At 60.6% G+C, this 20091-nt stretch carries 15 protein-coding genes and 2 pseudogenes; 12 read left to right on the forward strand and 5 right to left on the reverse strand.

The features are described from left to right. Positions 1-106: 106 nt before the first annotated feature. From AGR1_RS21770 to AGR1_RS21795, 6 genes are read left to right on the forward strand one after another with little or no spacing between them, the layout of a single operon-like run. The gene (locus tag AGR1_RS21770; protein WP_149148231.1) at positions 107-2629 is read left to right on the forward strand and encodes a hypothetical protein; all 2523 of its coding nucleotides are present in this window, start codon (positions 107-109) and stop codon (positions 2627-2629) included. Positions 2630-2642: 13 nt separating this feature from the next. Then, positions 2643-3737, forward strand: coding sequence for a glycoside hydrolase family 105 protein (locus tag AGR1_RS21775; protein WP_149148232.1), 1095 nt, complete (start codon positions 2643-2645; stop codon positions 3735-3737). 5 nt (positions 3738-3742) lie between these two features. Next, complete coding sequence (locus AGR1_RS21780; protein ID WP_187772258.1) at positions 3743-5095, forward strand: glycoside hydrolase family 28 protein; 1353 nt, start codon at positions 3743-3745, stop codon at positions 5093-5095. After that, positions 5095-6198: a sn-glycerol-3-phosphate ABC transporter ATP-binding protein UgpC gene (ugpC, locus tag AGR1_RS21785; protein ID WP_149148234.1), complete on the forward strand. Its 1104-nt coding sequence runs from the start codon at positions 5095-5097 to the stop codon at positions 6196-6198. The genes AGR1_RS21780 and ugpC overlap by 1 nt, the downstream gene beginning before the upstream one ends. Position 6199: 1 nt before the next feature. Further along, positions 6200-7195, forward strand: coding sequence for a sugar ABC transporter permease (locus AGR1_RS21790; RefSeq protein ID WP_149148235.1), 996 nt, complete (start codon positions 6200-6202; stop codon positions 7193-7195). A 3-nt stretch (positions 7196-7198) separates the two neighbouring features. Next, the gene (locus AGR1_RS21795; protein WP_149148236.1) at positions 7199-8248 is read left to right on the forward strand and encodes a carbohydrate ABC transporter permease; all 1050 of its coding nucleotides are present in this window, start codon (positions 7199-7201) and stop codon (positions 8246-8248) included. A gap of 9 nt (positions 8249-8257) precedes the next feature. Here the strand turns inward: AGR1_RS21795 and AGR1_RS21800 are convergent, their stop codons facing one another. Then, positions 8258-9304, reverse strand: coding sequence for a LacI family DNA-binding transcriptional regulator (locus AGR1_RS21800; protein WP_187772259.1), 1047 nt, complete (start codon positions 9302-9304; stop codon positions 8258-8260). A 1147-nt stretch (positions 9305-10451) separates the two neighbouring features. Here AGR1_RS21800 and AGR1_RS21810 point away from each other — a divergent pair. The 6 genes from AGR1_RS21810 (at position 10452) to AGR1_RS21835 (ending at position 16462) form a co-directional block, all read left to right on the forward strand. Continuing rightward, the gene (locus AGR1_RS21810; RefSeq protein WP_149148238.1) at positions 10452-11441 is read left to right on the forward strand and encodes an ABC transporter substrate-binding protein; all 990 of its coding nucleotides are present in this window, start codon (positions 10452-10454) and stop codon (positions 11439-11441) included. Positions 11442-11446: 5 nt separating this feature from the next. Further along, positions 11447-12220 (forward strand): ABC transporter ATP-binding protein, encoded by a 774-nt coding sequence (locus AGR1_RS21815; RefSeq protein ID WP_149148239.1) that lies wholly within the window; start codon positions 11447-11449, stop codon positions 12218-12220. A 4-nt stretch (positions 12221-12224) separates the two neighbouring features. Further along, on the forward strand, positions 12225-13022 hold the full coding sequence (locus AGR1_RS21820) for an ABC transporter permease (RefSeq protein ID WP_137412205.1): 798 nt from the start codon (positions 12225-12227) through the stop codon (positions 13020-13022). Positions 13023-13108: 86 nt separating this feature from the next. Continuing rightward, positions 13109-14104: a 2-oxoglutarate and iron-dependent oxygenase domain-containing protein gene (locus tag AGR1_RS21825; RefSeq protein WP_149148240.1), complete on the forward strand. Its 996-nt coding sequence runs from the start codon at positions 13109-13111 to the stop codon at positions 14102-14104. A gap of 2 nt (positions 14105-14106) precedes the next feature. Beyond that, positions 14107-15078: a LysR family transcriptional regulator gene (locus tag AGR1_RS21830; protein ID WP_149148241.1), complete on the forward strand. Its 972-nt coding sequence runs from the start codon at positions 14107-14109 to the stop codon at positions 15076-15078. A gap of 31 nt (positions 15079-15109) precedes the next feature. Beyond that, complete coding sequence (locus AGR1_RS21835; RefSeq protein WP_149148242.1) at positions 15110-16462, forward strand: cytosine deaminase; 1353 nt, start codon at positions 15110-15112, stop codon at positions 16460-16462. A 173-nt stretch (positions 16463-16635) separates the two neighbouring features. On the opposite strand, the pseudogene AGR1_RS30175 reads toward AGR1_RS21835, so the two are convergent. The 4 genes and pseudogenes from AGR1_RS30175 to AGR1_RS21850 all read right to left on the reverse strand — a co-directional run. Then, positions 16636-17220: pseudogene (locus AGR1_RS30175) on the reverse strand (metal-binding protein ZinT); the annotation flags it as partial. A 48-nt stretch (positions 17221-17268) separates the two neighbouring features. Continuing rightward, positions 17269-18429: pseudogene (gene aztD / locus AGR1_RS30180) on the reverse strand (zinc metallochaperone AztD); the annotation flags it as partial. A 102-nt stretch (positions 18430-18531) separates the two neighbouring features. After that, positions 18532-19470 carry a zinc ABC transporter substrate-binding protein AztC gene (gene aztC, locus AGR1_RS21845; RefSeq protein ID WP_137412000.1) on the reverse strand — a complete coding sequence of 313 codons (939 nt, stop codon included), beginning with the start codon at positions 19468-19470 and terminating at the stop codon, positions 18532-18534. A gap of 14 nt (positions 19471-19484) precedes the next feature. Further along, positions 19485-19778, reverse strand: a complete 294-nt coding sequence (locus tag AGR1_RS21850; protein WP_077984009.1) for an ATP-binding cassette domain-containing protein — start codon at positions 19776-19778, stop codon at positions 19485-19487. Positions 19779-20091: the final 313 nt, after the last annotated feature.

Genomic DNA, 20091 nt, shown 5'->3' on the forward strand with positions numbered 1-20091 from the left:
TAAACGTCAAGCTGTTTGTTTTGGCGAAATCGCGCAAATCGAAGCGAAAGAGCAAAAACAGGTTTGTGAAAATAATTTCATAACGATCGACGGGAGGCGATCCATTATGACGGATGGACCATTTGCGGCGAACGCGTCGCAGCCGACATATACCGTCGCAAACGGCGAAACGGTGACCGCTTGGATCGTCTCCGATCCGGTGGAGACCTCATTTCCCGGCACCGCGGCCCCCGCCGAAGACCGAGTGAACTATCGCTTCATCAACGGTTTCGTGAATGTGGGCGACCTGCCCTGCCGCAAGGCCTTCCAGCAGACCATGATCGGCCGCGATATCGCACCCGAGAATGGCTTTGCGGTTTCGCACCTCAACCTGCCGGGCTCCAACCGCCGCGTCGAATTCACCGGCTTCTGGCATGTACCCACCCATGTGCAGCGCTGGCTGAAGGGCACCTTCCGCAGCGAGACTGCAAGGAAGGCGCACTTCCGGCTGCGCACCTGCGGTGGCGTCCGCATCTGGGTCGGCGGCGTCGAACAGGTCCGTTTCGAACCCTTCATCCGCAATGTCGAAAGCAGCCGTGACATCACGCTTGATCTTTCGGCCGGCGATAACGAGGTGCTGCTGCTCTGTGAGGATCTGGCGGAGCGCGACATCATCTGGTTCTTCGAGCTTGAGGTCGTCGACGCCGAGCCGCTGACCGTCGTGCTGCCCGTGCCGCTCGACCGGGAGGAGACAAAGCGTCTCGCCGCGCTGGTGCGCGATGTTCACCCGGCACGGGACGTCTTTTCCGGCTCGGCCCTCGAACTGGTCTTCGGGGCGCCGCCTTCGCACGATCTGCCGGTGCACATCGCCGTCAAAAGCCATGGCCATGAGCGCGCCACGCTTGCGGAGGTGGATACGGTGCTGAAGGCGGGGCAATCCTCGCTGACGATCCCCGAAACGACAGGCATTTCGGATGGGTATCACGGTGTGAAAATCACTATAGGTTCCGGAGCGGGGACGGTAACCCGTGTCATCGACGTCGCATTCATGCATGACATCGCCCCGGAAGCGTCCCCTATCGATATTACCGAGCGCAAAAAGGCCGCCCTGTCCTTCAGCGCCCGTTTTGGCGCCTGGCGCATCGGCCGCGCGCTGGCGATGGTCGCCTCCGGCAGCGACGATATCGAGACGATCGGCGGCATCGTCGATGCGACGCTTTATTCCATTGATCGGCGGGAAGATTGCTCCGATTTCGTCATGATCCCGCTTCTATGGCTTGTGCGCGCTTATGGCGACCGCCTGCCGGCCGAGATGCGGGCGCGGATCGATACCTCGATCCTCGGCTATCGCTACTGGGTGGACGAACCGGGCAATGACGTCATGTGGTTCTGGAGCGAGAACCATGTTCTCTGCTTCCACACCAGCCAGCTATTGGCTGGCGAGTATCTGCCGGATGCCGTCTTCGCCGCGTCGGGCCGCACTGGCAGAGAACAGGCGGCGCTGGCGGCCGACCGGCTGGAGCGCTGGTTCGACAGCGTCGAGGCCCATGGGCTGGCCGAATGGAACTCCGCTGCCTATTATCCGGTGGATTTCATCGGCCTTCTCGCCATCGAACATTGGGCGGGACCGGAGCTTGCCGCCCGTGCCCGCCATCAACTCGATGTCATTTTCGAAATGATCGCGCTGCACACGCTTGGCGGCGTTCCCTCCGGTTCGCAAGGGCGGGCTTATGACAAGGAGCTGCGCGCCGGGCCGCTGACGGAACTGGCGCCCTTTGCGCAGGTCGCCTTCGGTCAGGGCTGGCTTAACAATGGTGTTGCCTCGCTACCGATGTTCTGCTGCGGCAACTACCTGCCGCCGGCGCATCTTGCCGCCCTCTCCCAGCTGGAAAGCGGCCGTGCGGTCGAAGCGCGTTATGCGCAGGGGCTGGAGCCCGGCAAGCTCGTACTGTTCAAGAACGAGGCCGCCCAGCTTTCCACCGTTGTCGATCACAAGACCGGCCGCAAGGGCCACCAGCAGCACGTCATGGACATCAGGCTTGCCGGCCACCCGATGGCGCGGCTGTGGGTCAATCATCCCGGTGAGGACGATCCGTGGGGCACGCAACGCCCCTCCTATTGGGCGGGAAGCGGCATCCTGCCGCGCGTGGCGCAACATCGCGATCTGGCGATGCTGATTTTCGACACTGAGGATCACCGCAATGACTGGACCCACGCCTATCTCGGCCGCGACGGGCTGGAGGAGGTGCTTGTGGAAGGCAACTGGCTCATCACCCGTTCCGGCCGCGGCTTTGCCGCCCTTTACGCCACGAACGGCCTTGAACCCGTCACCTCTGGAGCCACCGCCAACCGCGAGATCAGATCACCCGGCCGCCGCGCCGGCTGGGTCGGTGTCATCGGCTGCGGCGACACGCAAGCTTTCGCCCGTTTCCGCGAGAAAATCCTCGCCACACGGGTCACCTTCGATGCCGAGAGCAGGCTGCTCTCAGTCACCCCACCCGCCGGGCCGGCACTCACTCTCAACTGGGACGGCGCATTCATCATTGGCGGACAGGCCATGGCCTTCGACCACGACCAGCCCCAACCGGAAATCACCTTCGACAGCGCCGACCCGGCTTCGGGCAGCGCTTCAAACCCCTTCTACTCCTAAGCGGAATTGACAGATGAACCAGCCAAGCATGGAAAAAGACACTCTCAGGACGACCATCGACAATGTCGCCGCCGCCTTCAGCCGCCTCAAGGGCATTCAGGAAGGTCTGGTCAGCGGCAGTTCCGATGGCAAGATCCAGTTCGATGAATGGGACTGGGAAGTGGGTGTCGGTCTTTACGGCTTCCTGCGACGGGCGCTCGCCGCCAACGACCGGAAGGCACTGGACGACCTCGTGACATGGTATGGCTGGCAGATCGACCGTGGCCTGCCGCCGCGCCAGATCAACAGTTCCGCGCCGATGCTGCCGCTCGTCATTCTGACCGAACATGTCGACCGGCCGGATTTCCGGGCGCTGGTGGAGGACTGGGCCGACTGGCTGGTGCATCAATTGCCAAAAACCGAAGATGGCGGCTTCCAGCATGTCGTGAAGGAACGGCTGAATGAAGGTGAGCTCTGGGACGACACGCTGTTCATGGCCTGTCTGTTTCTCGCCCGCGCCGGGGTCGTCTGCAAACGTCAGGACTGGATTGATGAGGCCGTCTACCAGTTCATGATCCATGCGCGGTATCTCTCCGACCCCATCACCGGGCTCTGGTATCACGGCTGGACCTTCAAAGGACGCCATAATTTCGCGGACGCCTTCTGGGCGCGCGGCAATTCCTGGATCACGGTCGCCATTCCCGAACTCTTCGAACTGGTGCCGACCCTTGCGGGGAAAGACAAGCGTTTCCTCGCCAATGTGCTGGCAAGCCAGGTGCGGTCGCTAAGAAAATATCAGCGCGAAGACGGCATGTTCCATACGTTGCTCGATGACCCGACCTCGCCGGTCGAGACATCGGCGACGGCCGGCATCGCCTATGGCATTTTGCGCGGCATCGAGGCCGGCATTCTCGGTGAAGAGAACCGTCCCCATGCGGAACGTGCGCTGAAAGCGGTGCTTGGCAATATCGATGACGAAGGCGTCGTTCACGGGGTTTCCGACGGCACGCCGATGGGCCACGATCTCGATTTCTATCGCCGCATTCCCAACCTGCCCACACCCTACGGACAGGCGCTGACGATGCTGCTTCTTATCGACGTTTTTCTGAAAAGGCCAAAGGCATCGTGAGCATCATGAACATCAGTCAGGACATCACAGTTGCGGCCAGTGGCCTCGATGCCACGGCGACCATCCAGCAGGCTATCGATGCCGCGTCATCAGCAGGCGGCGGGCGCGTTTCTCTCCTGGCGGGACGACATGTCAGCGCCGGTCTCCAGCTCAAAAGCGGCGTAGAACTGCACCTTGCCGAAGACGCGGTACTGGCGCCTGTTTCAGACTACGACGCTTACGCGCTGACCCGGGTTTCGGTGATTGCCGAAGACTCCGATCGCGGCATGATCATCGCCAAGGGCGCAAGCAATATCGCCGTGACCGGTCCGGGCCGCATCGAGGCCGGCGGTGAAAACTTCATCATCGGCGATGACACGGCCATGGGAACCTATGTCCCGGCGAAAAAACGTCCCCGCGTCATGGTGCTGGAAGCCTGCCGTAATGTGCGCCTTGAAAACCTGAACGTCAGCGCCTCACCCATGTGGACGCTGCATATGGTCGATTGCGAAGACCTTCATTTCCGCAATCTGCGCATCGAAAACGACCGCCGGCTGCCCAATACGGACGGCATCGTGCTTGACGCCTGCCGGCGCGCGCTGATCGAGGATTGCTTCATCTCGACCGCCGATGACGGCATTTGCCTGAAGACCAGCGCCGGGCCGGATGGCAAGGCGGTGGGCGTATGCGCCGATATTACCGTTCGCCGCTGCACCGTTTCCAGCATGAGCTGCGCACTGAAACTGGGCACCGAATCCTTCGGCGATTTCACCAATGTGGTGTTCGAGGATTGCAAGGTCGTGCAGTCAAACCGCGGCATGGGTCTTTTCTCCCGTGATGGCGGCGCCATGCGCAACATCCGCTTTTCAAGGATCGAGGCCGAGTGCCATGAAACGCCGGGTGGTTTCTGGGGTTCTGGCGAAGCGGTCACTGTCACTGTCGTTGACCGCCGCCCCGAACGGCAGGCCGGAAGGGTGGACAATCTTGTTATCGAAGACTTAAGCGGCTCGATGGAAGGAGCAATCAATCTTGTCTCCACCTCGGCGGCCGGAATTCACAATGTCAGGTTCGAGCGCATCACACTTGCCCAACATCCAGGCAAGCTCGGCACCGGCCTGCAATACGATCTGCGCCCCACCAATGCCGATATAGCGCCAAGCGCCGATGCGGCCGGTCGCGCCAATGCCTGGACGCAGGATGCTGAGGGCCGGATTGTCGGCATGGAGGATTATCCGGGCGGCATGCCCGCGATCTATCTGGAAGGCGTTCACGGTTTTTCGGCTGATGATGTCGCCATCAAAAGAACAATGCCCTTGCCCGAGGGTTGGAACAGCCAGGAGATCGTCGCGACGGCGAGCTCGGTTGAAGGGAGCAGGTGATGGGAAGTCTGAAACTCGAAAACCTCAGCAAGGCGTTCGGCGCCGTTCATGTACTGCATGATATCGATCTTCAGATCGAGAACGGCGAATTCGTCGTTTTCGTCGGCCCCTCGGGCTGCGGAAAATCGACGCTGCTGCGCATCATCGCCGGTTTGGAAGATGTTACTTCGGGCAGCATCGCGATTGGAAATCGCGATGTCAGCGCGCTGTCGCCGGCCGAGCGCAAGATCGCCATGGTCTTCCAGTCCTATGCGCTTTATCCGCATATGAGCGTACGCAAGAACCTTGCCTTCGGCCTGGAAAACCTGCGTTTCAAGCGGGCGGAAATCGAAAACCGCATCAACGAGGCGGCGCGCATGCTCGCCATCGAGCCCTATCTCGACCGCAAGCCGAAACAGCTTTCCGGCGGCCAGCGCCAGCGCGTCGCCATCGGCCGCGCCATCGTGCGCGAGCCTGACATCTTCCTGTTCGACGAGCCTCTTTCCAACCTCGATGCGGCGCTGCGCGTGCAGACCCGCGCTGAAATCACCCGGCTGCACCGTGATATCAAAACGACGATGATCTATGTCACCCACGATCAGGTGGAAGCCATGACCATGGCCGACAAGATTGTGGTGCTGCGCGCCGGGCGCATCGAGCAGGTGGGCAGCCCGCTTGAGCTTTTCGACAATCCGCGCAATCTCTTCGTCGCCGGTTTCCTCGGTTCGCCGCGCATGAACATGCTGAAGGGCACCATCACCAAGGACGAAGACGGCACCATTGCCATCGATGCCGGCTATGGCGTGTCGCTCCCCTGCCTCGTCGATCCGGCAACCGTCAGTCCGGGACAGTCCGTTCTGGCGGGTATTCGACCCTCGCATTTCACCATCGTGGATACCGGCCTGCCCTTCGAGGTGCAATACCACGAAAGCCTCGGCACCGAGACCTATCTCTACGGCAATCTTCAGGGCGAGAAAGAACAGATCATCGTGCATCAGGCCGGCCATTTCGCCCCCGCTTCCGGCTCGGTGCTGAAGATCATGCCAGCGCGGGAAAAGGTGCATGTCTTCGATCCGACCACCGAACTGGCGCTGCCACGCATCGCGAGCGAAGGGAGAGGTTAGCATGGCCAATCCGAAGCTTGCGAGACTGTCCGACCGCGCGCTCGACGCCGTGATGGCGATTGCCGAAGTGCCGCTCAATTTCATCGAGCGGCTGATCGGCAAAAGGCGCATGCCCTATATCTTCCTGATGCCGAACCTCGTTCTTTTCGGCATCTTCACCTTCCTGCCGATTGCCATTGCCGTCGGTTACGCCTTTACCGGCGGCACCGAACTTTTGATCTCCGACCGCCCCTTCGTCGGTTTGGAGAATTTCGGTATGCTGCTGGATTGCCAGAGCTATATGGACCCCGGCAGCTGCCGGGAATCGCTGTTCTGGACCGCAATCTGGAACACGCTGTGGTTCGTCGGCTTCAACGTCATCGCCACGTTGCTGGTCGCGCTCATCACCGCGCTCATCCTCAACAGGGCGATTGCCGCGCGTGGTTTCTTTCGCGCCATGTTCTTTTACCCGGTCTTGCTGTCCCCCGTCGTCATCGGCCTCATCTGGAAATGGTTTCTGGACCGCAACGGCCTGCTCAACGCCTTCTTCCAGATGCTGGGCGTGCCGCCGGAAATCTTCCTGCTGGATGTCGGCTGGTCGCGGTTCTTCGTCGTTGTGGTCTCGGTCTGGTTCCACATGGGCTTTTATACGCTGATCCTGCTCGCCGGCCTTCAGGCCATCCCGAAAGACCTCTATGAAGCCGCCGCCATCGACGCCGCCTCACCCCGGCGCACCCTCCTGCGCATCACCCTCCCGCTTCTCGGCCCCAACCTGCTCGTCGTGCTCATCCTGTTGATGATCCGCTCCGTGCAGATCTTTGATGAGGCGTGGGTTCTGACAAATGGCGGCGGTCCGGGCACGGCCAATACATTTGTCGTGCAATATATCTACCAGATGGCCTTCGGCAGCGATCTGAGGCTGTTTGGCCTTGCATCTGCCGCATCGGTTCTCATGGGGCTTGTGCTTCTCGCACTCACCCTCGTGCAGTTGCGCCTCGGCAAAAAGATGGAGTCCTGACCCATGTCCAACGCCGTCTCTTTTCTCACGCGCACCCGCCGCCCCGGCCGAATCGGCCTCACCGATATCCTCTCCTGGGTCTGGCTCATCGGCGGCACGCTTGCCGTCCTCATCCCGGTCGTCTGGGCCGCCATGTCATCGCTGAAACCGGAAGCCGAAATCACCCGGTTTCCGCCGAGCCTTCTGCCACGCGCCGCCGTGCAGGTGGAAGTGCAGGGTTACGACAAACCTCTCAGCCTGTGGAAAGCCCCCATCGACGGCATGGAGCGGGAAATGGCCATGGTCCGTCGCATCGGCCTGAAAGCCCAGATGGTCGATCCCGCCAATCCCGGCCCGCCCGTCAGCGTCGATACCCGCGAAATGACGCCTGTCCAGAAACTGACCGTTGCGACGGAAAACTTTACCGATCCGCTCACCCGGTTCAGCTTTTTGACCTTCCTCAAGAACTCGGTCTTCGTCACCTTCGTCGCAACCGTCCTGACGCTGATCGTCAACGCCATGGCCGCCTTTGCGCTGTCGAAATACCGTTTCCGCGGTGAGAAGGCGATCTTCGTGCTGATTATCTCGACGCTCATGATCCCGCTCACCGTCGTCATGGTGCCGGCCTATCTCGTCATCGTCGGCGTCGGCCTCGTCGACAATCTCTGGGGCGTCATCATCCCGACGGTCGCGACACCAACCGGCGTGTTCCTGCTCAGACAATATATGCTGACCATCCCGGACGAGCTGATCGAGGCGGCCCGCGTCGATGCGGCAAGCGAATTCCGCATCTTCTGGCGCATCATCCTGCCGCTGACGGCCCCGGCGCTTGCGGTCCTCGCCATCTTCTCGGTGCTCTGGCGCTGGAACGATTTCCTCTGGCCGCTGATCGTTCTCAGCAGCCGTGAAAACTTCACGCTGCAGGTGGGGCTGAACGCCTTCCAGGGCGAGTTCTCGGTGCAATGGCACTATATCCTCGCCATGACCTTCCTCAGCCTGGCACCCGTCACCGTCGTATTCCTGTTCCTGCAGCGCTACATCACGACAGGCATTGCCGGCACGGGCATGAAATAAAACGACAAATCATTTGGGGGGCGGCGCAATGCTGCCCCTCAGCACCAGCCGACAACCGAGTTCCAGCCGGTGCGCCGGGCGGGTGGGATCGGCCGCCATAAGGCGCTGCTCCAGCAGCGCAAGCGCCGCACCGCCCAGCCTGTCGGCGGGCAACTGGATGGTGCTGAGCGGCGGCGCACTGAAGGCCGCCGGCATGATATCGTCAAACCCCAAGACCGAAACATCGTCCGGCACCCGGATTCCTGCCTCTGTCAGGGCCTTCAGGCAGCCAAGCGCCAGATTGTCGGCGGCGCAGAAAATCGCGGTGGCGTTTCTGAGCGGCTTGTCTTCGGCCAGTAGACGGCGGATGGCGTCCTCGCCCCATTCGGGCTCATAGCTCTCCACCTCGATGACCATATCGGCGGGAACAGCGAGACCTGCCGCTAGATACGCGTCGCTATAGCCATCGTAACGGCGGCGGATCGTTGTGCGGCCCTTCCAGGTGATGTGAAGAATATTGCGATGCCCAAGAGACAGCAGATGTTCGATGCCGAGCCGCGCACCAAAACGGTTCTCGGCCGTTACCGTATCGACGATCATGGCCGGGTCCTCGCCATTGATCAGCACCACCGGCCGCGCAAGCGCAGACAGCGCCTCGACCAGTTGCGGCCTGTCATCGTTCAGGATGACGATACCGTCGACCTTTTCAGCATCCGCCGCCGCCGCCACCGCAACCGGGTCGAGTCGGCTCGTTGCGCTGACATAGGGAACGATGCGAATGCCGCGCCGCTCGCATTCACGCCGGAAACCGTTCAGCATCGTCCAGCTGACCATGTTGAGATCGCTTTGCGGTGCGGCATCATTGGTCATGGCCAGAAGCACCACGCGCAGGGTGGCGATCGTCGCCTTCTGCCTGCGGTTCTCGAGATAACCGAGCGCCCGTGCCGCCTCCAACACCCGGTCGCGAACCTGCGTGGTCAAGGGTGCGGTGCCGTTGATGGCGTGCGAAGCCGTGCTCAGCGAAACATTCGCCTCCCGCGCCACGTCCTTAAGCGTCGTCTTCCTATCCGCTTTCATATAGGGAAAATTCAACCACTCTTCTTCAGACGGTGCGGGCAGAAAGCCTGCCTCACGCAGTCGATCTAAAGATTACCCGTGCCTGTTTGCTGCTCTCTAGTCTGCAAAAGACTACAGCATCATCCGTAAATGCGGAATTGATTTCTCTTGGTTTTTTGTGACCGCGCATGACGAGGCCAATGCCGAGCGTTCCTTCGTCCATGGCGCAGATGGCGGTGGAATACGGCGTTCCAGCACGACCTTCCGCTTGGTTGATCGGTCACGAAAGACGGCGGCGACGGCACGCCGCGTCGTGTTCCCAGGAGACAAGGCAGTGAGGGCTTTCCCATCCAGATCCTCGGGGGTGACTTTCGTGGACCACTCCAGGCCACTGCAGGGTGCTCCGGCTGGATACACGCCGGCGATGTCGGACGCCGCGACTGGGCCAACTTCCGGCTAAGAGTAATCGCAAGGGCTCTTTCGAGTTCTCACGCCCGGTCTATTGGCGATGCAATCTCATGGAACTGTCCACAGGATCAAGCAGTCCAGAGGCATCGCAACCGATATGACAAGCACGCGGATATCTCTCCCGGGCTAACTGACCGATACGGCATTGTTACCACCGCGACAGGCGGTCGATTTCGCCAACCGCCAAGAAGAGATTTCCGCTCGATCCGTTCTAATTATTAGGACGCGAATTTCTTGGGCAACTGCGGAACGCCTCTCAATAGGAATTTCGTCTTGAATTCAGAATCTTACGAAATCTTCGATCAATACTCCATCAGGCAAAAGCGCTTTTTGCCTAAATTTTTTGCAAGCATAAGATTTCATCGAAGCTCTTGCTAAAGTTGGCTTCCTCGTGAGACAAATGACCTGCGAGTAGAAGCGGTCTGAGCCTGGGTTCTGGACATTGCTCGACGGGTAAAATCTGTCGGGGAGATGTCTAAATGCCGTGTAAAGTCAGTAACCTTATCCCAAATTCCGCAGAGATCGATGATGGAGCCTATCATCTTCATGCGCATCGGTGTTTTGCATGCCTGAGCAGCGAGCGTCCTGAAAAACGCAATTGCGCCGTTGCCAGGCTCCTTGCGGATGGATTCCATCCGGACCGCATCACCACTCCCTATCCGTCCTTAAAAACCGAACACTAATTGTGAAAGGTCGCCCCATGTGCCGCACCAAGCTTGCCTCCTATGCACTTGCCGCCACCCTTGCCGCCGGCGCGGCATCCGCCGCTGACAAGGTGATCTTTCAGCTCGACTGGCTGCCGGGCGGCGACAAGGCGCCGATCTATGTCTGTCTCCAGGAAGGCTTCTGTTCGGAAGCCGGCCTTGAGGTGGAGATCGCTTCCGGTCGCGGCTCGACCGACGCCATCTCGCGCCTTGCCGCTGCATCCTCCGATATCGGCGTTTCGGATATCGGTGCCCTGATGGCTGCGCGCGCCAATGAGGGCGTGAAGGTGACCGCCGTCATGTCGCTGTTCAACAAGGGGCCGCATGCATTCTACGTCGCCAAGGGCGGCGCGATTACAAGTGTCGCCGACGTCAAGGGCAAGACGATCGCGACGTCGCCATTCACATCGTCGAATGTTTATCTGCCACTGGTGCTCAAGGATGCCGGCATCGACATGGCGGATGTTAAACTCATCAAGGCTGATCCCGGCGCGCTCGGACCCATGCTGATGACCGGCAATGCCGACGGCATCATCGCCTGGATGACGGACCTCACGCGCTACAGCAATCAGGGCAAGGAAGCCGGCAAGGAAATCATTGCCCTGCCGTGGTCGGCCGCCGGTCTCGAGCTCTATTCCGCATCTCTCATCGCCAGCGATGATTTCCTCGCCAAGCGCCCGCAGGTCGCCGCGCGCTTCGTCGCGGCCTACAAGAAGTCGGTCGAGTTCGCCAAGGAAAATCCGGAGAAGGCGGCTTCGGCCGTCACCGCCCTCGTGCCGGAGCTCGGTTCTGAAGATGTTCAGGGTTCGCTCAAGGACACGCTGCCGCTGATCTTCAACGAGGTGACGGACAAGGACGGCCTCGGCACCTTTGAAACCGCTCGCCTCGCTGAAACCTGGCACCGTGTTTCCCAAGCGCAGAACATTGACCCGGCCAAGCTCGATCCGGAAACCATGGTCAACCGCACCTTCATGGTAACGGAGTAACGCTCATGGCGATGCCCGCTATCCGCTTCGAGAGGCTGGGACAGGTTTTCGAGACCCGATCCGGACGCACGGAAGCCCTGCGCGACGTCAGTTTCGATGTGGCACGGCATGAGTTCGTCTCGATCCTCGGTCCTTCAGGGTGCGGGAAATCGACCCTGCTGCGCATGATCGCCGGCCTGCTGAAGCCGACATCCGGCTCGGTGGAGGTTTTCAGCTTGCCGGTGACGGCCCCGCGTGATGACATCGGCATCGTTTTCCAGAAACCGACGCTGCTTCCCTGGGCCACCGTCGAAGACAATGTCGTGTTTCCCGCCCGCCACAAGACCGGCCGGGTGACCGCACAGGAGCGCGAGCGCGCGGGTGAACTCCTGAAGATGGTCGGGCTGTCCGGCTTCGAAAAACGCCTGCCGGACGAGTTGTCCGGCGGCATGCAGCAGCGCGTCGGTATCGCCCGCGCGCTGCTCATGGATCCAGATATCCTGCTCATGGACGAACCCTTCTCGGCCCTGGATGCGCTGACGCGCGAGGTGATGGGCTTCGACCTTCTGCGTATCTTTTCCGAGCGCCCGAAGACCGTGGTCTTCATTACGCATTCGGTCAGCGAGGCTGCGCTTCTGTCCGACCGGGTATTGGTGATGACCGGCCGACCGGGTTCGATCCTGACCGAAGTTACCGTATCCGTGGGCCGGCCGCGTGGCCCTGAAACTACAAAGGACAAGGCGATCCATGACCTCTCCAACCACCTCCGCGATCTCCTCCTCACCCGCCACGCGGCTTGAGGTCATGCAGACCCGCACATCACCACTTGCTTTCCTCAAGCAGGTGCTCGCATGGCCGGGCATCATGACCGCCGCTGCCCTGATCGGTGCCGTGCTTCTATGGGAAGCGGCGGCACGGCTCCTGTCGATCCCCACCTATCTGCTTCCGCCACCGACTGCGATCCTCGGCTCGTTCTCTTCTATTGGCTTCGAACGCTGGATGGGCCACATCGTCGCGACGCTGCGGGTGGCGCTGATCGGCTACGCGATGTCCATCGTCATTGCCATTCCGCTCGCGGTCGTCATGATGCGCTCGCCGTTCCTGTCGCGGACGCTCTATCCGCTGCTCGTCGTCGTGCAATCGACGCCGGTGGTGGCTATCGCGCCAATCATCATCGTGGTGCTCGGGGCCGGCGATGCACCACGCATCGTCATCACCTGTCTCATCACCTTCTTTCCGCTTGTCGTCTCAACCGCAACGGGCCTTGCCGCGACCCCGCCCGAGCTGATTGAACTATCGCGAAGCCTGCGCGCCTCCGGCTTTCGCGAAATCACCCAGATCCGCCTCCCCTTTGCGGTGCCTTACATCTTCTCGGCCTTGAAAATCTCGATCACGCTCGCCGTCATAGGTGCCGTCGTCGCGGAATTCTGCGCCTCGGAAGCAGGCGTCGGTTACTTCATCCAGCTTTCGACCTCGCTGTTCAAGCTGCCGCAGGCCTGGGCCGGTCTGTTGGTGCTGGCCACTATGTCGCTGCTGCTGTTTCAGGCCGTGGTGCTGACGCAGAAACTTTTCTTTCCCTGGAGCCTGCCGAAGAGCAGCTGAGCCCATCCGGAGTAGAAGCAGTCGGGCCTTGCCCGGACATTGCTCCTCAACCGCCGGCTCGCCGGCATCCACCTAAGGAGAATCGTATGAATATCCAGACCGACACGCTTGCAGAACTCGCCAAGGAAGCAACCATCGGCGGCATGGGCACGACCGTTGACCGGGAAATCCCCGTCATCGACCTTTCCGACTTCGATAACCGCAAGCATGAGATCGCCGATGCACTCTGGCAGGCCTCGATCGATATCGGCTTCTTCCAGGTATACAACCACGGCATCGCCCAGGAAGACATCGACGCGGCCTTCGACACGGCATGGAAGTTCTTTGAACTGCCGGCAGAGGTGAAGGCAAAAACCCCGATGCCAAAGGGCATCAATGCCGGCTGGGAATTCAAGGCGCAGGTTCGTCCCTCCACCGGCACGCCGGACAACAAGGAGAGTTTCCAGCTCACCCGGCCGGACATGATCCGCCTCAATCTCTGGCCGAGCGAAGAGGATCTTCCAGGCTTTCGGGAAAAGATGCTCCGCTTCGAGCGTCAGAACTGGGAACTCGGCATGCGCATCCTCTCCTGCTTCGCGCTGAAGATGGGCTTTGCCGAGGATTTCTTCACCGTGGCGCATGACCCATCTTCGGATCAGTACCAGTCAACGCTGCGGCTCATCCATTACATGTCGATGGAAGGTGCCAAGCCGGAAGACTTTACCTCATGGCGTGCCGGCGCCCATTCCGACTTCGATTGCCTGACCATCCTTCATCAAAAGGAAGGCGAAGGCGGGCTTCAGGTATGCCCGGGCAAAGATGCGGCCCTCAAGGAATGGACGGATGTTCCGCCGCGCAAGGGTTACATCACCTGCAACATCGGCGACATGCTGATGCGCTGGTCGGACGACCAACTGCAATCGACGTTGCATCGGGTACGCATGCCGCGCGAGGGCGAATACATGGGGCGGCGCCTGTCGCTGCCTTTCTTCTGCCAGGCAAACCGCGATGCGGTCATGCAGGGTCCGCTCGGTAAATACGAGCCGATCACCGCCGGCGAGTACCTGACCCGCCGCATCAACGCCAATTTCGCCAGGAAGTGACGTTGAAGATGGTCCGTTGCGGTGACATCGTGGAACAGTCAATCCGACTCCCGTCAGGCAACGGACCCATCATGCTTCATGGACGCGCGCTGCGCTATATCGACGAGGTTGCCCGACAGGGCTCTATCCGCAAGGCGGCAAAGACATTGCATGTCGCCGCCTCTGCGGTGAACCGCTACATCCTGGAACTTGAAGAAGAGCTGCAAGCGCCCATTTTCGAGCGTCTGCCACGCGGACTGAAATTGACCAGCTCCGGTGAAATCCTGATCCAGCATATTCGCGAAACCCTGCAGGCTCATCAGCGAATGCGTGCGCAAATCCAGTCGCTCAAGGGATTGAATCGCGGTGAGGTGGTGATTGCGACGATGGCAACACTTGCTGCCGGCCGGATCGCCGAGATCGTTGCGGCCTACCGTGAAAAACATCCGCAGGTCAGCCTGCGGATCATGGTGGGCGACCGGACGACCGTCGCAGAGATGGTGGCACTCGGCCAGGCCGATCTCGCCATCGCCTACAACCTGCCCGACGATACCCGGCTGCAACGCGCCGCGGAATTCCGTCACGCGCTGGGCGCGGTCGTCGCTCCCACCCATCCGCTCGCAACCCGCAGCACCGTGCGCATGTCCGATTGCCTGCTCTATCCGCTGGTTCTGGCGGATCGATCACTGTCGCTGCGCGAGGTCGTCGAGGCGACAGCCCCGGCGCGGGCCACCCTCGTTCCCGTTGTAGAGACCAACTCGATGGAGCTGATGAAACGCCTTGCCCGGACAGCGCCTCACATCACCTTCCTCAACAGACTCGATGTGGATCGCGAGACTGCGACCGGCGAACTGGTTTTCATCCCGCTGACCGGAACCGGCTCGTTGCAACGGCTCAATATCCTCCACCGCGCCCGCGGCTCGCTCTCGCCTGCCGGCAGCCATTTCATGCAATTTGCGCAGGAGCGTCTGCTTGCCTCGTTCGACGAGAGCTGACTGCCCGGCACCCACCCGATAGAGACCCGCCATGAACGATATTTCCCTGTTTCCCAACCTTGCCGCCCGTTTGGCGAGACCCGAGCGCATTCGTCTGGCAAAGGCGCGCGTGCCGGTCGCCCTGCTTGCCGATGACGTGCCTGATTTTGCCAAGGTCGACCGGGACGGCTCGGCGCTCGTCGACATTCTGATCGAGAACGGCAGGATTGCGGCCATAATGCCCACCTTTGTCGACAGTGATGAAGATACAGTCGCACTCGACGGCCGCCACGTCTGGCCGCTGCTGATTGACGCGCATGCCCATCTCGACAAGGGCCACACCTTGGGCCGAGCGCCCGATTCCGGAGGAACGCATCCTGGCGCGCGCGCGGCAACCACGGCGGACCGTCTCGCCCACTGGAACACCGATGACCTTCTGCGGCGGATGGAATTCGGCCTTGCGACGGCTGACGCCCATGGCGTTGCAGCCATCCGCACCCATCTCGACAGCCACGAGGGACAGGCGGAAATCACCTGGAACGCTTTTGCAGAGGTGCGCGAGCGCTGGAAAGGCTGTATCACCCTGCAAGCCGCCGGCCTTGTGCCACTTGATGCCTACAGCGACGATTATGGCGCGCGTCTTGCCGATATCGTAGCCGGCCACGGCGGCCTGCTGGGTGGCGTCACCCGTGCCTCCGGCGGAACGCACGGGGCAGGCCTCGACGATATCGACCTGCTGCTTGATCGGCTGTTCGTGCTGGCGAAGGAGCGGGAACTGAATGTCGACCTGCATGTCGATGAGGCCGCGCAAGCCGATGCTTTGCCGCATGTTGCGCGTGCCGCCATCCGCCATGGCTACGAGGGGCGCGTAACCTGCGGCCACTGCTGCTCGCTTGCGCTTCTGGGCGAGCAGGAACTACGCGACACGATCGCGCTGATCGCCGATGCCGGCATTTCGATCATCACGCTGCCAACCGTCAACATGTATCTTCAGGACCGCAAAGACGGTCGCACCCCGCGTTGGCGTGGGGTCACGCCGGTACAGGAACTGCAGGCGGCGGGCATTCGGGTGGCCGCGGCCGGAGATAATTGTCGTGATCCCTTCTTTGCCTATGGCGACCATGACATGCTGGATACCTGGCGGCAGGCGGTACGTATCCTTCACCTCGACCACCCTTACGCGGATGCAGCCGCGCTTGCCGGCCCAGCACCGGCCCGCATCATGGGCATTGACGCCGGCACGATCAGTGTGGGGCGCCCGGCGGATCTGATGATCCTGGAGGCCTGGAGTCTCGATCAGGTCATCGCCCGCCCACATGCCGATCGCATCATTCTCCGCAAGGGGATCCTGTCCAACAGGACATTGCCCTCCTACAGCAAGCTGGCCGATTTTCAGACGATGTAAGCCCGGTGCTGCTCATGCTTGAAACACCAAGGGACACCGGCGTTTTGAGTTTTGGCTGGGTGCAGACAACTCATGGACGCAGCCGCAGCAGAACATTCATGTCTGGATGAATGCGAAAAGGCGCCGGGCGGACCGCCGGGCGCCTTTCAATTATCTGCAAATCTATCGCCTGATCAGTGGGCCTTCATCTCGCGCACGATCTCATCCGCCTTCATCGAGGACGGATAGTAGGTCGGCCAATTGGTCACCTCGTTCAGAAGCGCGGCGCGGTCATTGCCCCAGTAGAGATGATAGTGGTCGGCCTTGTTCGGCGCAATCTGGTGATCACTGAACTGGATGAACTGCGGTGCTGCCGCATCGCCCTCGGTCTTCTTGAAGATGAAGCGGACGCCTCGGTTGCCCTTCTTGTAGGTCAGGACCTCCTTGCCATCATAGGCATAGCGACCGGCCAGCGGCTTGCCCTTTTCGTAGAAGGTCACCATGTCGCCTTCGATGGTGATGCGCTCGACATCGGTCTTGTAACCGACCTCGTACTCGGCACGGATGTCATCAACGCTCGCGGTACCCTTTTCAGCCTTATGCTTCCAAACCGGCTCGAGTGTGCCATCCTTCAGATACGGGTAGACCGACTGCCAATCGCCGGCGTAGTCCGAGAGCGGACGGTCTTTGATCTGGGCGTCTTCGAAATAGCCGGCGTAAATTTTCGGATCGCCATGGCTGTGCGCGTGCTCACCATCGTGGTTGTGGTCATGACCGGCATGATCATGCCCCTCACCCTCGTGAACCTTGCCGCTGCCGCCGGCAACCGCGATGTTGTAGGGCTTGCCCTCAACCTTGATAGTACCGACTTCCTTGAGCTCTTCCTTGGAGATCCGACGGACCAGTCCAGCATTCGGATCACTCATGACGACCTCGTCGCCCGCCATGGCGATGCGGGGGCGCGGATCGTTCCAGTGACCGTCCATGGAATAGGGCTCGGTTACTTTGGCGCTCTTGGTAACCTTCCCGTCAAGAACGTCGATCTGATGCAGCGAGCCGTCTTCCGTCAGAACGTATCCGAAGCGCGCGTTTGCCGGATCGAGAGCGAAGTCGATACGGCGGAACGGCAGTTCGATGTAACGGAAGTTCGGCGCATCGACGGGATCGACAACAACGAGGCCCTTGGCGCCGTAGTTGCCCAGGAAGACCTGCATGCTTTTGGCGCCAAGCAGCGTGCCTGTGGTCTGGCCTGCCGGCAAATCGGAAGGGTAGGTCAGCATTTTCGTGACGGGACCATCCTTGCCCGCAGTTACCGTCAGGATGCCTTCCTTGCAGCCTGCTGCGAGATATGCCCCTGAGAACGCCTCGCCGTGGATGCCGGTGCAGGTGGCGACATCACCCGCCGGTGTTCCATCTTCCTTCACGGCGCGCAGTCCAACGCGCGTCGGAGCGGCATCGCCCTCGACCGGTGCATCGGAAGCGACCGTCGTAACCCAGCCGCTACCCACGGGAGCGGCAAAGCCATGATGCGCCCGTGCCTGCTTTAACTCCTTCGACTCGACTTCGCCGTGCGAAAGCTCGTGCGCATCAACGATGGCCGCATAGCCGCCCTTGTCGAAATTGATTACCACCTTGCCATCGTGATCAATGACGTGGAACGGCCGAGGTCCAGTCAAAGCCTCCTTAACCGCATTCGGCTCTTCGATTTCAATGTCTGAATGATCGCCGTGAGAATGCAGCGAGATGCCGCTGTTGATGAAGTTTACGGCATCGTCGTCCGACTGGACTGAGACGATGGCAGCGCCTTCGTTGACGCTGTAGAGCTTGTTCTGGCCCTTTGTCTCAAACGTCCAGCGGTTCTCCGGCTTGCCAAGATCAAAGGCGGTTACCTTGCCTGCTTCATGGTCGCCGACGAACACGCGATATAGCGTGACGTTTTCCTCATTCTCTTCAGCAAAGGCAGCAGGCCCGAACAGGCTTACCGTCATGGCAAGAGCGGATACGCCCGGGATCAGATGTCTCACGTTTCTCTCCTTCTATATGACATATCGTAACGTTGCTGGGTGGGATTCGAGACTGCTTCAGTGAGCTCAGCCGCGATTGATGGCCTGCGAGAGCGTCTTGACGTTGTATCGCATCATCTCGATGTAGCTTGGCGCCGGGCCATCCGGTGGAGAGAGGGCATCGGAATACAGGACGCCACCAAGCTCAAGCCCGGCCTCAGACGCGATCTGTTCGATGAGCCGCGCATCGGAAATGTTCTCCGAGAACACGGCAGCAGCCTTCTTCTCTCGAATCTCACGGATGAGGGAGGCGACGTCTGCGGCAGAAGCCTCGGATTCAGTCGAAACACCCTGCGGGGACAGAAAGGATATGCCATAATCCCGCTCGAAATAACGGAAGGCATTGTGCGCGACGACCGCCACACGGTGATCCTGTGGAATCTTGCCGATCTGCGCCCTGATGTCGGCGTCGAGCGCCGCCAATTTTTCAGTGTAGGTAGCAGCGTTCGCCTTGTAGGCTTCGCATCCGCCAGCGTCGGCTGCACAAAACGCCTTTTCGATGTTCTGGACGTAGGTTTTGACATTCCCAACCGATTGCCAGGCATGCGGATCATTCGGTGTGGCATGAAAAATCGCCTTGCCGTCGACGAAATGGTAATGGCCACCGGTCGGGTCATTGAGGATGTCGGCGCCGTCGGTGATGGCGGTGACCGGCGCATCGGTCTGGCTTGCCTCGATCAGGCGCTCCATGAACCCTTCAAGAAGCAGGCCGTTGACAAGAATGACGTCGGCGCGGGCCAAGGCCATGGCATCGGCGGGGCGCGGTTCATAGACATGCGCGTCGCCATCCGGACCGACAAGCGTTCTAAGCTCGATGTGATCACCGCCGACCTGCTTTGCCAGGTCTCCGATGATGGAAAAGCTCGCCACGACCGACAGTTTTTTGTCCTGCGCATAGGCAGGCGCACCCAATGTGCCGAGCGAGGCGACAAGGAGACCGGCAAAAAGGAACGTTCGTTTCTTCATTGGTGTTTCCAGATTTAGCTTGAGATCAGGCAGTCAGATGAAGGGACCGCGGCAGAAGCATGCCGCGAGGGCTTGCGACGACGGACAGGAAATAGACGGCGCGGCGCGCCGGCGGCCACCAGGCAGGCGCTGCTCATCGGTCGCAACAGTCCAACAATGCCCCTCACCAAGGTCGACTTTCCCGATCCATTGCCGCCAACGTCGGTGACGAGGCTGCCCTTGTGCACCGCTTCGGTCAGGTGGTGTACAGCGGGATTCCTCTTGTACCCGAGCGTCAATTCGCTGAATGTCAGGCAGACGTCCTGCATCTTTTTCCCTTCGGTCGACCTCCATCGCGGTCGCTCGGAATTAACCGGGACTGCTTATGTAATGTTATTACATTCGCCAACCGATAATGTGACGTTATAACAGATCAAGCATCGGATCGGGATGCTGGCAGGGGCTGATGCAGTTGTGAAGCCTTCGATTTCTTTTGCGGCTGGCTTGCCCATCCCTCGCGGGCGGCATCGGTCATCTCATCCGGCATTCATCTGGCGCTCGCGATCACGCGGGAGATGCGCGCAGCAACGGGCGGCGTTCTCGCTTTTGGCCGAAGTTATCGCGTGTTCTTCGGATTACCCT

The sequence above is a fragment of the Agrobacterium sp. B1(2019) genome (genome assembly GCF_008274755.1).
Taxonomy (GTDB): Bacteria; Pseudomonadota; Alphaproteobacteria; order Rhizobiales; family Rhizobiaceae; genus Agrobacterium; species Agrobacterium salinitolerans.